The 13,315-nt window shown below is 48.3% G+C and carries 13 protein-coding genes; 5 read left to right on the top strand and 8 right to left on the bottom strand.

Features of this window, described 5'->3' with window-relative positions; genetic code table 11:
- Positions 1-774, bottom strand: a complete 774-nt coding sequence (locus MYF79_RS03485; protein WP_247812575.1) for a GLPGLI family protein — start codon at positions 772-774, stop codon at positions 1-3.
- Between the two features lie 175 nt (positions 775-949).
- Here MYF79_RS03485 and MYF79_RS03480 point away from each other — a divergent pair, with 175 nt between their 5' ends.
- From MYF79_RS03480 to MYF79_RS03460, 5 genes are all read left to right on the top strand, one after another.
- On the top strand, positions 950-2,359 hold the full coding sequence (locus MYF79_RS03480; protein ID WP_247812574.1) for a sensor histidine kinase: 1,410 nt from the start codon (positions 950-952) through the stop codon (positions 2,357-2,359).
- A gap of 10 nt (positions 2,360-2,369) precedes the next feature.
- On the top strand, positions 2,370-3,062 hold the full coding sequence (locus MYF79_RS03475; protein ID WP_247812573.1) for a response regulator transcription factor: 693 nt from the start codon (positions 2,370-2,372) through the stop codon (positions 3,060-3,062).
- Positions 3,063-3,077: 15 nt separating this feature from the next.
- Positions 3,078-4,106 carry a phenylalanine--tRNA ligase subunit alpha gene (gene pheS, locus MYF79_RS03470; protein WP_247812572.1) on the top strand — a complete coding sequence of 343 codons (1,029 nt, stop codon included), beginning with the start codon at positions 3,078-3,080 and terminating at the stop codon, positions 4,104-4,106.
- Between the two features lie 93 nt (positions 4,107-4,199).
- On the top strand, positions 4,200-5,060 hold the full coding sequence (locus tag MYF79_RS03465) for a 3-hydroxyacyl-CoA dehydrogenase NAD-binding domain-containing protein (protein WP_247812571.1): 861 nt from the start codon (positions 4,200-4,202) through the stop codon (positions 5,058-5,060).
- Positions 5,061-5,079: 19 nt separating this feature from the next.
- On the top strand, positions 5,080-6,066 hold the full coding sequence (locus tag MYF79_RS03460) for an NAD-dependent epimerase/dehydratase family protein (protein ID WP_247812570.1): 987 nt from the start codon (positions 5,080-5,082) through the stop codon (positions 6,064-6,066).
- A 3-nt stretch (positions 6,067-6,069) separates the two neighbouring features.
- Here MYF79_RS03460 and MYF79_RS03455 read toward each other — a convergent pair whose 3' ends face one another.
- The 7 genes from MYF79_RS03455 to MYF79_RS03425 all read right to left on the bottom strand — a co-directional run bounded on the left by MYF79_RS03455 (position 6,070) and on the right by MYF79_RS03425 (position 13,288).
- A complete protein-coding gene (locus tag MYF79_RS03455) occupies positions 6,070-6,744 on the bottom strand; it encodes a hypothetical protein (protein ID WP_247812569.1) in 675 nt (224 codons plus the stop codon).
- A gap of 58 nt (positions 6,745-6,802) precedes the next feature.
- The gene (locus MYF79_RS03450; RefSeq protein WP_247812568.1) at positions 6,803-7,747 is read right to left on the bottom strand and encodes a UDP-3-O-(3-hydroxymyristoyl)glucosamine N-acyltransferase; all 945 of its coding nucleotides are present in this window, start codon (positions 7,745-7,747) and stop codon (positions 6,803-6,805) included.
- Between the two features lie 484 nt (positions 7,748-8,231).
- Complete coding sequence (gene hemN, locus MYF79_RS03445; RefSeq protein ID WP_247812567.1) at positions 8,232-9,590, bottom strand: oxygen-independent coproporphyrinogen III oxidase; 1,359 nt, start codon at positions 9,588-9,590, stop codon at positions 8,232-8,234.
- A 2-nt stretch (positions 9,591-9,592) separates the two neighbouring features.
- Positions 9,593-10,309: a sulfite exporter TauE/SafE family protein gene (locus tag MYF79_RS03440; RefSeq protein ID WP_247812566.1), complete on the bottom strand. Its 717-nt coding sequence runs from the start codon at positions 10,307-10,309 to the stop codon at positions 9,593-9,595.
- A gap of 8 nt (positions 10,310-10,317) precedes the next feature.
- Positions 10,318-10,755 (bottom strand): FixH family protein, encoded by a 438-nt coding sequence (locus MYF79_RS03435; RefSeq protein WP_247812565.1) that lies wholly within the window; start codon positions 10,753-10,755, stop codon positions 10,318-10,320.
- Between the two features lie 31 nt (positions 10,756-10,786).
- Positions 10,787-12,169 carry a cytochrome c oxidase accessory protein CcoG gene (gene ccoG / locus MYF79_RS03430; protein ID WP_247812564.1) on the bottom strand — a complete coding sequence of 461 codons (1,383 nt, stop codon included), beginning with the start codon at positions 12,167-12,169 and terminating at the stop codon, positions 10,787-10,789.
- A gap of 24 nt (positions 12,170-12,193) precedes the next feature.
- Positions 12,194-13,288, bottom strand: coding sequence for a cbb3-type cytochrome c oxidase N-terminal domain-containing protein (locus MYF79_RS03425; protein WP_247812563.1), 1,095 nt, complete (start codon positions 13,286-13,288; stop codon positions 12,194-12,196).
- Positions 13,289-13,315: the final 27 nt, after the last annotated feature.

Here is a 13,315-nt window from a genome sequence, read left to right as displayed (position 1 = left end):
TTAATTCCCGTTTTGCCGTTCACGGAATTTTTGCATCGCTTCACGGCGCATGTCGCGCAACTGATCTTCCGTTACTTTTTCTGCATTTGCCGGTAATGAAACGTTGGTAGTTACCGGTTTGAAGTCCACTTTGGTAGCAGTAAAGGAACGTCTGCTGCTTTCTGCAGAGAGCACCACGCCATTGCCATCAGGCAGGAGGCCATTGACAGGGCTGTAGCTGAAAGGCAGGTCCTGTGTATACCATACGGTGTATTCTTCATTACGTACGGTAACAGTTGCTTTTTTACAATTGTAACCGGCGATCTTTTTAGTCTTGTCGCCCAGTTTCGCGTCTTTTGCAGAAGCGTATGCTTCTTCTGCATAGTAAGTTTTGGTGCTATCGTCGGGCTTTGAGAATACCTGCAGGTATTTCTTGCCGCTCAGGTCTACATATCCGCCACCGAAATTACCACGCATACGACCACCAAAACGACCGCCGCGGCCACCACCATTGCCATCACCACCAGGTGAGCCCTCAGGACGTCCGCCGCCGAAACCACGACCGCCAAAATCAGGGCGGTCTGTCTCCAGCTTGCCCTTACCGCCAGTGAAGTAGAAGTGTTGATTGAATGTAATGACCTGTTCTTCCCCATCACCTTCATTACCGCCACGCTGAGGCATTTTTGCATTTATTTCATAATCGATCACGCCGGTATTCTTATCCTGCGCAAAGGCCGTCATACCCGAGAAGGTAACCAGGGCAAGGCTAAGGAGTGTTTTTGAAAAGTTCTTCATATGCTCTGAGTTTTTTCTGATACAAAAGTCATTATTCGGTGCTCATTTGTTGGTTAAATAGCTTTATTTACTGTTAATTATTGTTAAGGGCTTAGGGCGGGTACGGAAGGAACCAATAGCTTTGTACCATACCTCCCCGGCGGGAGCGTACTTAACAGCGAAAAACCGGCAATTTATGCGTCAGCGGATCCGCAACATCCTGATACTAATGTGTGTATGTATACTTGGCATCTATTTCTTCCAGGGATACTGGCTGTACAATTCCTACCACATACAACTCGATCAGTTCAATAAAGACATCAACGAGTCTTTACGAACAGCTGTTTTCAATAAGCAGTTTGCTGATGTGCGCCGCTTTTTCCGCAGAGACCGCGATTCATTCAGAATTCCCCGCGAAATGCCTCCGCCGGGCGATACGGCCAGGGCACATGGCGGAGCCGGCATGCGCGAAGGAACATTAACAGATACGATTAAACGCAGGCGCGAACTGCACGCTGGTAATGAGTATGCCGATACACTGGCCAGGCAGATCTCTGACCTCATCCTGCTGAACAACCTGACCAGCGACAGTGTGAAACTGATCAAACTGGATTCTGTATTCACTGCCGAATTGCATTCCCGCCAGATACTGACACCCTACCAGCTGGATACTTTTCATATCAGCTTTAACGGGTACAACCGGGAAGGGTTCAGGGACAGCCTGAGGAAAAGGCCACCTTTACAAACGGCTAAAATACCATTCAACCCGGCCAGCAATCTCTTTGTGCAGGCCAAATTTGAGTCGCCGCTGCAATATATCCTGGCGAAGATGATGTGGACGCTGGCGGGTTCATTGTTGCTGCTGGTACTCACCACCATCTGTTTTGTATATATGCTTCGTACCATTCTGAAGCAGAAAAGGCTTTCTGAAGTGAAGAATGACTTTATCAATAACATGACGCATGAGCTGAAAACACCTATCGCTACTGTATCTGCAGCGGTGGAGGCTATGCAGAATTTCAACGCCCTGAACGACCAGCGCAAGACGCAGACCTATCTCGACATTTCAAAGCAGGAGTTGCAAAGACTGTCCGACCTGGTGGAAAAAGTACTGCAGATCGCGGCAGAGGAAAGAGAAGAGATCGAATTGTTCAAAGAAGATACAGATATCGGAGAGGTTATAGACAGTATCATTACCAATCACCAGCTGAAAGCCGGCCGCCCTGTTCAATTCCGCTATGATAACCTGTTGGGAGAGCAATCTGTGGATGTAGACAAGACCCACCTGTCCAACGCGATCAGCAACCTGGTAGACAATGCGATCAAGTACTCCGGAGATCATCCGTCCGTATACATCAAAACCATGCTGGAAAGCGGAAAGCTCATCATCCGGGTAAAGGATAATGGGATCGGGATACCGAAAATATACCAGGAGAACATCTTTGATACATTCTTCAGGGTGCCCACCGGCAACCTGCATAATGTAAAGGGATTCGGCCTGGGCCTTAGTTATGTAAAAAAGATCGTGGCGCTGCACGGCGGTACCATCAAAGTGCACAGCGAACCGGAAAAAGGAAGTGAATTTATTATACAAATACCCGTTTAACACCTGCACAATGTCAAAAGTATTACTGATAGAGGACGAATGGCAACTGGGACAGATAGTGAAAGACAGCCTGGAAATGAGGGGATTCGAAATGCTTTATGCCGCCGACGGCAAAGAAGGGCTTCGTTTATACCAGGAACATAAACCGGATGTAGTCGTGCTGGACATCATGATGCCTAATATGGACGGTTTTACGGTCACGACAGAGATCCGGCGGCAGGATAAGACCACGCCTATTATCTTTTTGACAGCAAAATCCCAGACCACTGATGTGGTAAAAGGGTTCGAACTGGGAGGGAACGACTACCTGAAAAAACCCTTCAGCATGGATGAGCTGATCGTGCGTATAAAGGCCCTGCTGCAACGGTTCAAAGAAATGCCGGCATCTGAACCCTCTCAGGCGGGCGCTGACGTCATACAGATCGGGCAGTATATGTTCAATTATACGAAACAGACCCTTACCCGGAACAATAACACGGAGTTCCTTTCCCATCGGGAAGCAGAGATACTGCGGCGCCTGTCGGAAAACCTGAACCAGGTAATGGAAAGAAAGACCGTACTGCTCGATCTGTGGGGAGATGACAGCTTCTTCAATGCCCGCAGCATGGACGTGTTTATCACCAAGCTGAGAAGGTACCTGAAAGATGATCCGCGGGTACAGATCGTGAATATAAGGGGGGTAGGGTATAAACTGATCTTTTAATTATCTTTGCTGACTATGGATCAGATAGAACAGCAAATAGCTGCCTACAAACAGGAAATATTAGCATTCGAGCCAGCTACGGCCGCGGATCTTGAACAATACCGCATTAAATTCCTTGGAACAAAAGGAATCGTAAAGGCTATGTTTGGCGAAATGAAACAGGTGCCAAACGAGCGTAAAAAAGAGTTTGGACAGGTACTGAACGGGTTTAAACAACTGGCGGAAGAAAGGTATACTCAGTTCGAGCACCTGAAAGACGGCAATGCCGCCGCTACCTCCGATGCAGACCTCACACTGCCGGCGGAACCACACCGGCTGGGTACCCGCCATCCTATCAGCGTTGTCAGAAATAAGATCATCAGCATATTTGAACGTCTGGGTTTTGCCATTGCAGAAGGACCGGAAATAGAAGACGACTGGCATAACTTTACGGCACTGAACCTGCCGGAAAATCACCCTGCAAGGGATATGCAGGATACGTTCTACATCAGTAAGCATCCGGACTGGCTGCTGCGCACCCACACCTCTTCCGTACAGGTAAGAGCCATGGAAGCAGGTAAGCTGCCTATCCGCATCATCTGTCCGGGCCGTGTATACCGTAATGAAACGATCTCCGCCAGGGCGCATTGCTTCTTCCACCAGGTGGAAGGGCTGTACATTGATGAGAATGTATCATTTGCTGATCTGAAACAGACACTGTACCACTTCGTGAAGGAACTGTTCGGAGACACCACCCGTATCCGTTTCCGCCCTTCCTACTTCCCTTTCACTGAACCAAGTGCTGAAATGGATATATCCTGCCAGATCTGTGGCGGTTCAGGATGTAATGTATGTAAGCATACCGGCTGGGTAGAGATCCTGGGTTGTGGTATGGTGCATCCGAAAGTGCTGGAGAATTGTGGGATCGATCCTGAAAAATATACCGGTTTCGCTTTCGGAATGGGTATAGAGCGTATTACCATGCTGAATTACCAGATCAAGGACCTGAGACTGTTCTCTGAGAACGATACCCGGTTCCTGGAGCAGTTTGAAGGAGCGCTCTGACGACTTAAAATAAGATAGTTGCAAAGGAGAAAACGTGCGTTTGTATCACCGCCGCTTTCTCCTTTGTCTTTTTTACCCCGATAAATTCCCCGTATGATCACAGCTGACCAGATCAAAACGATTGCTGTATGTGGCGCCGGCACAATGGGCGCCGGTATTGCACAAGTAGCAGCAGCAAGCGGTTACCGTACCATATTGTTTGATGTACAGGCGTCCATGCTTGAAAAAGCGCAGCAACAGATCACGTTGCAGCTGGACAATGCCGTAAAGAAAGCGAAGATGACCATTGAAGAGAAAGACGCGATGCTTGAGCGGATCACTTTTACCGCTCATGTGGAAGACTGCCGGGCGGAATTGGTCATAGAAGCGATTGTTGAAAAGCTGGAGATAAAGACGGCGCTGTTCAATCAGCTGGCGGCCATCAATACGCCCGCTACCATACTTGCCAGCAATACTTCATCCCTGCCGGTGAGCGGTATTGCTGCCGGCATAGATCACCCGGAGAGGGTGGCCGGGATGCACTTTTTTAATCCGGCGCCTGTAATGAAACTGGTGGAGATCGTTAAAGGAAAAGATACAGCACCGTATGTTGCAGCGCTCTTATACACACTATCCCAAAGGCTGGGAAAAACGCCTGTAATGGTGCAGGATACCCCCGGATTTATCGTCAACAGGGTGGCCCGGCACTACTACCTGGAAGCGATGCAGATAGCCGCAGAAGGGGTTGCAGGATACAAAAGCATAGACCGCCTGCTGGAAAGCGCGGGGTTCCGTATGGGGCCTTTTGCATTGATGGACCTGATCGGCAACGATGTTAACCTGGCGGTGACGCGCTCCCTTTATGACGCATACAACGGGGCGCCCCGCTTCGCTCCCAGCCCCTTACAGATAGCAAAGGTGGAGGAAGGTGCATTGGGGAAGAAAAGCGGGAAGGGATTTTATAATTATCTTTGACGCAAACGGGACTTATTTCATGAATTTAGTTACGGGCGGCACAGGTTTTTTAGGCAGTCATTTATTACGTAAACTGGTGAATGTCGGACAGCCGGTACGGGCTTTGTACCGCACAGCAATTCCTCCTCAGGTAGAAGATATACGGCATAAGATAGAATGGGTACAGGGCGACGTGCTGGATGTCAGCGCATTGGAAGACGCTATGCAGGGCGTAGATAAAGTCTATCATTGTGCAGGCGTGGTATCGTTCAGTCCCGGTGAGCAGGACCGGATAATGAAAGTGAATGTAGAGGGAACTGCCAACGTAGTTAATCTTGCTATTGATGCAGGTGTCAGAAAGCTGGTGCATGTTAGTTCCACCGCAGCACTGGGCAGGGCAAGGGTAGACGGCGTGCTTGATGAATCAAGTGAATGGCGGGATGGCAGTAATAATTCCAGGTATAGTGTCAGTAAACACCTGGGAGAGATGGAAGCCTGGAGAGGTATGGCAGAAGGCCTGGATGTTGTCATTGTTAACCCGGGTATTATACTGGGCGCCGGATATTGGGAGGATAGCTCCGGTATGCTGATAAAAAACGCCTGGAAAGAATTTCCATATTATACAGAAGGCATCAACGGTTTCACAGATGTACGCGATGTGGCAGAAGTCATGTTCAGGCTGATGGAAAGCGATATAGAAGGGGAACGTTTCGTGCTGACAACCGATAACTGGAAGTACTACGACCTGTTTAAAGAAATGGCACATCAACTGGGAAAAAAGCCACCTCATATTGCTGTAAAGCCCTGGATGGCGGAAATCGTATGGAGACTGGAGGCAATAAAAAGCAAGCTATCCGGTAAAAAGGCATTGCTGACCAAGGAAACGTCCCGGACCGCACAGCTGAAAGTATACTACAGCAATGAAAAGATCCTGAAAGCATTGCCGGGATTCTCTTTTACACCCTTACAAACAACAATTGCCGATATGTGCCGGGTTTTCCTGGAGGAGAAGCGCCGCCAGGGATAACGCTTACCTGACAAGGAGCGCTCCTATGGCCGCTGCTAATACCGGCAGGAGCGGCTTTCCTTCCATCTCCGCGCTCATCCATACCCTTGGATGGGCTCCTGTAACAACAGCCGCCACTACCTGCCGGCGGATGTGAAATTCATAACAGATATTCTCATAAGAGTTTTTAGTGCCGAAGCGGTTATGGGCTGTAACACGCACCTCATCGTCTGCCGAGCGCAGGATGCCTGCCGGTTTATTTTCATTCAATTCCAGGTAATTCACATCTTTCAGGATCATCTCCCATCGTTTTAGGGGCTCATTTTTGGTCCCGTTGATCAATATGTAGGAGAAGAGTGCAGTTGCCGGCATATTGTCCAGAAATGAGGGCAGGGAATGCCCGGAAAAAGCAATATGTGCAGCCTGTATGACTTGTGTGAGTATGTTCTCCTCCCTGCCGCTAACCCGGATATTGAATGGGTTTACAGGATCTTTGATGAAGCTGACCGCTGCCGCATCGGCTATCCCGTTTTTCCGGGAGGAGGTGGTGTACTGGCCGAAGGAGATGGTTTTTGCTGTAAACCATCCGTCACTGATGCTGACGGGCCATTCCTGCGTGGAGGTATAAAGACCGTCCTGGGCGAAAGCAAGGTTACTGAAGGTGATCAGAAATATAAGTGTAAGAAAATGCCGGGGCATAGAGAGACTTTTAAACAAAAAGGCTCCATGGTTTGCATGGAGCCTGTGAAATAATATATCAATGGCCATACAGTTTTTGCCAGATCTCAGGAATACGTTTAATCCAGTTTATTTCCTTCATCTTAACCTTGGCATCTTCAACAGGAGAGCCAAAGTATACCTTACCTCCTTCCAGTGAAGAAGGTACACCGCTTTGCGCCAGCACAACAGCACCTTTCCCGATAGTAAGGTCTTTTGAAACACCTACCTGGCCCCAGAGGATCACGTTGTCTTCTATATGTGCTTTACCGCCTACACCTACCTGACCGGCAAAGAGGCAATTACGGCCGATGACAGTGCCATGTCCTATGTGGATCATGTTATCGAATTTCGTGCCACGGCCGATGATGGTATCGCCACTTACACCCTTGTCAATGGTACAGCCAGCGCCTATTTCCACGTCATCTTCAATGATCACCCTTCCGCAGCTTTCCAGTTTATCGTACATCACCTCCCTGTCGGCCCGTTTCTTAAAATAGAAGGCATCCGCACCGATAACAGTGCCTGCATGGATGATCACGTTATTCCCGATGATGGAATTGTCGTAAATAGTTACGTTGGGATGAATGATACAATTGGTACCGATAGTAACATGATTACCAACGAATACATTCGGCTGTATGATAGTCCCCTCGCCTATCACAGCAGAATCGCTGATGGGGTTGGTGGCTGGTTCGAAAGGACGGAAGCGTTTTACCAGTTTCACATAAGCACTGAACGGATCGTCTGTTACGAGCAATACTTTTCCCGGAGGGCAAGTCACTTTTTTATTAATGATGATAATCGTAGCTGCTGATCTCAGGCAGGCATCATAGTACTTTGCGAAGTCCACAAACGAGATGTCACCCGGTTCTACCTTATGGATCTCATTGATGCCGGTGGCCATCAGCGTATCGTCGCCTTCCAGCTCTGCGCCTATGAATGCCGCTATTTCCGTTACCGCGATCGGTTCATTAAACTTCATGTTTTCTGTTGTTTAGTGGAGCAAAGGTAGTAGAGAATACGATACGATTGTTCACCCGTTTTTGTTTCATCAAGAAGAGAAATGAAGTTTTAACGCTTCTTTGTAACTGTTGTTATCCACATTTTTTTTAGTGTGTGAATAAAAAAGTTTGCATTTTTTTTCTTTTGTGATGAAATTCTTTTTAATATTGTGTAGGGAATTTTTGTTCCCTGTACTTACTAACCCATTCACATAACAAGAAAGTCTGATTGTAAACACGGTCAGACTTTTTTAATGCCCTGTGAAATCCTTTCCCCGCAAGTGTTTCCGCTGATCTTTCAAGCCTGGTTTTATCTCTTCAGATATGAACAGGGAACTACTTTTTATCACCCTGTATACCGGACCTTTCTAAATTCCAATTTCTGGAAAAGCACACTGCCTTTCAGTAACATAATTTCAAAGGGTATAAAGTGATAAGAATGAAGTGAATAAGCTGCGGAAGAACTCAGATGGCAGTACTGAACAGTTGAGATTGTGGCAGCTTTCTCCATAAGCGGGCATCAAAAGCCATACAGATATTGCGGATAAAAGGCCCGCCTTTCCCGGTAACAGATACTGCATTTTCCGTTATGTCTACCAGCCCGTCTTTCTCAAGCTCCTCAAGCCTTTCGAGGCTTTCTGCAATAACGGGGCTTCTCCTGTCTGCCTCACTCAGGGCTGTCTTAAAACTACACATAAGGTCATGAATATGGCGACGCAACCGGAGGTCTTCCGCATCCAGGATGTGACCACGTACTACAGGGAACTGTCCGCTGTTCACAAGCTGCTGCCATATAGCGATCCGCTTTTCATTCTGTGCATATGCATACCAGCTGTCTCCTATAGAAGACGCACCCAGGCCCACCATAAGCGATGTATGGTGATCGGTATATCCCATAAAGTTCCTGTGTAATGATCCCTGATTGCAGGCATGATACAGGCTGTCATGAGGCAACGCAAAGTGGTCCATCCCGATCTCTGTATACCCGTTCTCAGCGAACAGTGTTTTACCCAGCTCATAGAGCGCTCTCTTCTCTTCATCCTTTGGAAGATCTGCCTCAGAATAACGCCGTTGACCAACACCTTTTACCCAGGGTACATGCGCATAGCTATAGAAAGAGATCCTGTCCGGCCTTAGCTGCATTACTTTATTAATCGTATCTCCTACGCTTTCCATGGTTTGAAGGGGTAAGCCATATACCAGGTCATAGTTGATGGAGGTATAACCGATAGCTCTTGCAGTGGCGGTGACTTCTGCCACCGTCTCATAGGGTTGTATCCGGTTGATGATGTCCTGCACGCGCGGATCGAAGTCCTGAATACCCAGGCTCATACGGCGGAAGCCAAGATTATACAGCGTCAGCATATGCGCCTTTGTCGTGTTGTTTGGATGGCCTTCGAAACTAAGTGTGGCATCAGGCAACAGATCGGCATGCAGATATATACGGGAAAGTAAGTTGTGCAGGTTCTGTGGACTGAAAAATGTTGGTGTGCCTCCGCCAAGATGGATCTCCCTGATGCGCGGACGTTCTTTGAACAGCTGCAGATACAGCTCCCATTCATTGAGTATAGACTGTATATAGGGGGCTTCTACGCCATGGTTGACGGTAATATGTTTATTGCATCCACAGTAAGTGCACAATTGTTCACAATAAGGCAGATGGATATAGATACTGATCCCTTCCGTGTGGTTGGTGGCGCGGAAAGATTGCAGTAAAGCCTGCTTCCAGGTATCGATATCAAACTGCTGCTCATCCCAGTAAGGAACGGTCGGGTAACTTGTATAGCGGGGAGCAGCGGTGTTATATTTTCTAATGAGTTGCATGATCAGGATGGTTTAAGGCAGTGTAATGAGACTTTTTCGCCCGGTGCAGTCAATGCGGGGCTGACGTATGGAATATTCAGATTAAGCCCGCGCATGATGAGCAGAATGGCCATAACGGTGAGAACATATGGGATGCAGCTGCGTAAACGGTTACGCAGGCGGATACTGATAAGATCGTTGAACCAGCTTAGCGCTATCATAGCAGGTAGTGTACCTGTACCAAAGGCTGCCATGAAAAGGGCGCCCTGCAGGGAGCTGCCGGTGGCTACAGCCCCGGTAATGGCAAACCATACCAGGCCACAGGGCAATAGGCCGTTCAGGAAGCCGATCGCATACAGGGTATGCTGTTGCTGACGACGAAGCAGGTTGCCCAGCATTGTTTTGATATGACGTGTATAAAAGCCCGTATTCAGCTGGAAGCGGTGCCGGCGGAAACCATATTGCAGCACTATCAGCAGCAACATGCCAGTTCCAAGCAGAATAGACAACCACTGCTGCAGGCCTCCCAGGAAGAATTGTCTGCCCAGCCATCCGGAAGCAAGGCCTAAGCCGGCATAGGCAGTAACCCTTCCTGCATTGTACAACAGAATGCCCACCTGCTTACGGACGCCGTCCAGGTGTTGCACCGGGAGGGTGAGCGCAATGGGCCCGCACATGCCGATACAGTGAAAGCTGCCGATGAAGCCCAGCGACAAGGCATATAAAAACGTCAGGAGCATGATCTGTATCAGTTAACGGTTACAAAACTTTCCTGGTAATAAGATTTTCCCTTTGCCTCCCATTGTAATTGTACCCGGTAATTGCCTTTCTGAAATCGTTTCTTGCTAACCAGCACCAGCCCGTTCTCATCAGGCTGTAAAGGGAGAGAGACGTCCTGGCGGGAATCTGAGGCACGGTAGAACAACACGTTGCCCTCAAGAGGAACGCCCTGCATTTCAGCGGGAAAAAGAATACCAACTGACTTCTCTGACTGATTGATGCTGACAGGCGCAGAAAGGGAAAGGGCTTCTCTCCTGCCGTCGATCACCTGCTGATATTTCAGCTCTTCTGCGTAATAATTAGGCGTAACCATGTCTATGCGGGTGCGCATACTTTTGGTTACCAGCGTGAGGATGCCCGCTGCAAAAAGAATGAATACGATAATGATTTTATGACCCCAGTTCATGATTCGGATATTTTGATGAAGGATATAACAATTACTGCGCAGGTCCCAGGAAGGTGGTGCCGATGGTGCCCTCCTTATTGTTGCCTGTATACAGCGTGATATGTAAGGTTGTTTTACGCTTTTTGATGGCGGTACGGGGCAATATAACGAAGAAGATACCCTCGCCCTGTTGCTCCCCTTTTACAGTTACCTGCTGATGACCAAGCAGTTCTATTTTGCCTGGTGCATCTTCCAGCCGGAGGCTGAGTGGAATATCGCTGGCTGTTTTGTTGACCAGCTTAATCCGGTAAAGATTGGAGATACTGTCAGCACCTCTTTCCTGGTACAACATGCCTGCTGTCCGGATGATCGTTCCACTTACCGGTTTCCGGCTTACCAGCATCCAGGTGATGGCGGTGAGCAGTATCACCAGCACGGAACTATATAATTTGATCCTTGTGGTAAAGTGTAAGGGCTGTTTGTTGGCGATCCCGTTCTCTGATGCATAGCGGATGAGATGCAGGGGGCGTCCTGTTTTTTCCATCATGAAGTTGCAGGCATCAATACAGGCGGTACAGTTCACGCACTCTAACTGTGTACCATTGCGGATGTCTATGCCGGTTGGACATACCTTTACACATTGAAGGCAATCGATACAATCGCCCAGGTTGTTGTCTGCCTGTTTTTTAAAATGCCCGCGGGGCTCTCCCCTGGTATAATCGTATGCTACCACCACAGAGTCCCTGTCCAGCAACACACCCTGAAGGCGGCCGTAAGGACATACTACCGTGCATACCTGCTCCCTGAAGAAGGCAAATACGCCATAGAACACGCCTGCAAAAATGATCATTGCGGCAAGACCACCTGTATGTTCTGTAACCGGACCGGTTATTATTTCAAGCAAACTGTTTATGCCGATTACATAAGCCAGGAACGTATTGGCGATCAGGAAAGACAGCATGTAAAAGAGGATATGCTTGCTGGTCTTTTTCACGATCTTGTCCGTGTTCCATGGCGCTTTGTTCAAAAGTTTCTGGGCAGATGCATCACCTTCTATCCAGTATTCTATTTTGCGGAAGAGCATTTCCATGAAGATGGTCTGTGGACATGCCCATCCGCAGAACAGGCGGCCGAAGGCCATGGTGAATACTACAATGAAGAGGATAAAAGCCACCATGGCTAAGCCGAATATAAAGAAGTCCTGCGGCCAGAATATGGCGCCGAACAATATGAACCTGCCTTCAACTACATTAAACAAAAACAAGGGCCGGCCATTCACTTGAATGAATGGGCCGGCAAAAAACGCAAGGAAATAAAGGAAGCTTAGCACACTCCTCGCGTTATAGAGTTTACCTTTCGGCTTCTGGCTGTATATCCAGCTGCGTTTTCCTTGCTTGTCAACAGTCGCCAGGCTGTCTCTGAACGATTCTTCCATCACGAATATGTTTACTTGATCTGTCTACTCTTTTTCTAATGTGCCCTGCGGCTCTTTTGGATTAGGTGGATTTGAACCACGTATGCTCTTGATATAGCTGGTCAGTTGTGCCAGTTGTTTGGGAGAGAAATCGTCTTTCCAGGACTTCATCCCTTTCTCAGGCACGCCATACTTAATAGTGGTGAATACGTTCTTCACCTGTCCTCCGTGCAACCAGTAGTCATCCGTCAGGTTGGGACCTACCACACCCTGCGCCTGGGGACCGTGACATGGTGCACAGCTGGTAGAGAAGATCTTTTGTCCGGAAGCAATATCATCAGCACCTGTCAGCAGTGTCACACTGTTTTCATCGATATTGTTGGCCGCATTTTTAAGATATTCTGCTTTTGCCTCCGCTGCTGCAGCTTCTGCAATGGCCAGTTCCTCAACCTGCGATGGAGCGGAATGTGCTATCTGAAAGCGCCATACATAAACAACGGCAAACACAATACTGAAGTAGAAACCCCATCTCCACCAGGGAGGTGTAGGGTTGTTCAGCTCACGGATGCCATCATAATCATGGCCCATATCTTCCTCCATTTCTGAAGCAGCATCCAGTGTTCTGGTCTTGTTGAGCTTTTCAAGCCAGTGTATAACCGGCTTGCCGGGAGCCGCCACCTTCTTTTTCCTTTCTATACCCAACAGCACGCGCAGCGTATACAAAAGGGATATAATGATCAGGATCTCCAGTGAGATGACAGACGCCAGTATATAAAAAGACGTGTCGGACAATCCGCTGATAATATTAGTAGCAACGGGTTTGGCTGTTTCCGCAGCTTCCTGCGCCAGCAGGCTGTTGGAAGAAAGGATACCTGCCACCAGGATCGCGATGGAAACGATCGCTTTACTTTTTTCGCTTTTTACTCTTTCCCTGTAAACGTCCATGGCGTTAAGCACAGCACTGCCCAGGATAGCGATGACGATCAGCAGGCCGACAATAACCGTCAGCAGTACAATAGCTACCGGATGCCCCAGCTCTGATGGTGGGGTAGGCTTGTATTGTGCTGCTGCCGGCATACTGTGCAGCAGGCATAGGGTAAAAAGGGATAAGCCGGTTATAGTGATTGATTTCTTGTTCATAATGTTGCGATTAGGAGATGATAAAAT

Source organism: Chitinophaga filiformis, assembly GCF_023100805.1.
GTDB classification, from domain to species: Bacteria; Bacteroidota; Bacteroidia; order Chitinophagales; family Chitinophagaceae; genus Chitinophaga; species Chitinophaga filiformis_B.
The sequence above is the reverse complement of the archived record's forward strand: the minus strand, read 5'-3'. Positions and strand labels throughout refer to the sequence as shown.

What these genes read in the sequence shown, in the direction of transcription:
- MYF79_RS03485 (WP_247812575.1), bottom strand. Translation starts at nt 774, where the DNA reads ATGAAGAACTTTTCAAAAACACTCCTTAGCCTTGCCCTGGTTACCTTC.
- MYF79_RS03480 (WP_247812574.1), top strand. Translation starts at nt 950, where the DNA reads ATGCGTCAGCGGATCCGCAACATCCTGATACTAATGTGTGTATGTATA.
- MYF79_RS03475 (WP_247812573.1), top strand. Translation starts at nt 2,370, where the DNA reads ATGTCAAAAGTATTACTGATAGAGGACGAATGGCAACTGGGACAGATA.
- pheS (WP_247812572.1), top strand. Translation starts at nt 3,078, where the DNA reads ATGGATCAGATAGAACAGCAAATAGCTGCCTACAAACAGGAAATATTA.
- MYF79_RS03465 (WP_247812571.1), top strand. Translation starts at nt 4,200, where the DNA reads ATGATCACAGCTGACCAGATCAAAACGATTGCTGTATGTGGCGCCGGC.
- MYF79_RS03460 (WP_247812570.1), top strand. Translation starts at nt 5,080, where the DNA reads ATGAATTTAGTTACGGGCGGCACAGGTTTTTTAGGCAGTCATTTATTA.
- MYF79_RS03455 (WP_247812569.1), bottom strand. Translation starts at nt 6,744, where the DNA reads ATGCCCCGGCATTTTCTTACACTTATATTTCTGATCACCTTCAGTAAC.
- MYF79_RS03450 (WP_247812568.1), bottom strand. Translation starts at nt 7,747, where the DNA reads ATGAAGTTTAATGAACCGATCGCGGTAACGGAAATAGCGGCATTCATA.
- hemN (WP_247812567.1), bottom strand. Translation starts at nt 9,590, where the DNA reads ATGCAACTCATTAGAAAATATAACACCGCTGCTCCCCGCTATACAAGT.
- MYF79_RS03440 (WP_247812566.1), bottom strand. Translation starts at nt 10,309, where the DNA reads ATGCTCCTGACGTTTTTATATGCCTTGTCGCTGGGCTTCATCGGCAGC.
- MYF79_RS03435 (WP_247812565.1), bottom strand. Translation starts at nt 10,755, where the DNA reads ATGAACTGGGGTCATAAAATCATTATCGTATTCATTCTTTTTGCAGCG.
- ccoG (WP_247812564.1), bottom strand. Translation starts at nt 12,169, where the DNA reads ATGGAAGAATCGTTCAGAGACAGCCTGGCGACTGTTGACAAGCAAGGA.
- MYF79_RS03425 (WP_247812563.1), bottom strand. Translation starts at nt 13,288, where the DNA reads ATGAACAAGAAATCAATCACTATAACCGGCTTATCCCTTTTTACCCTA.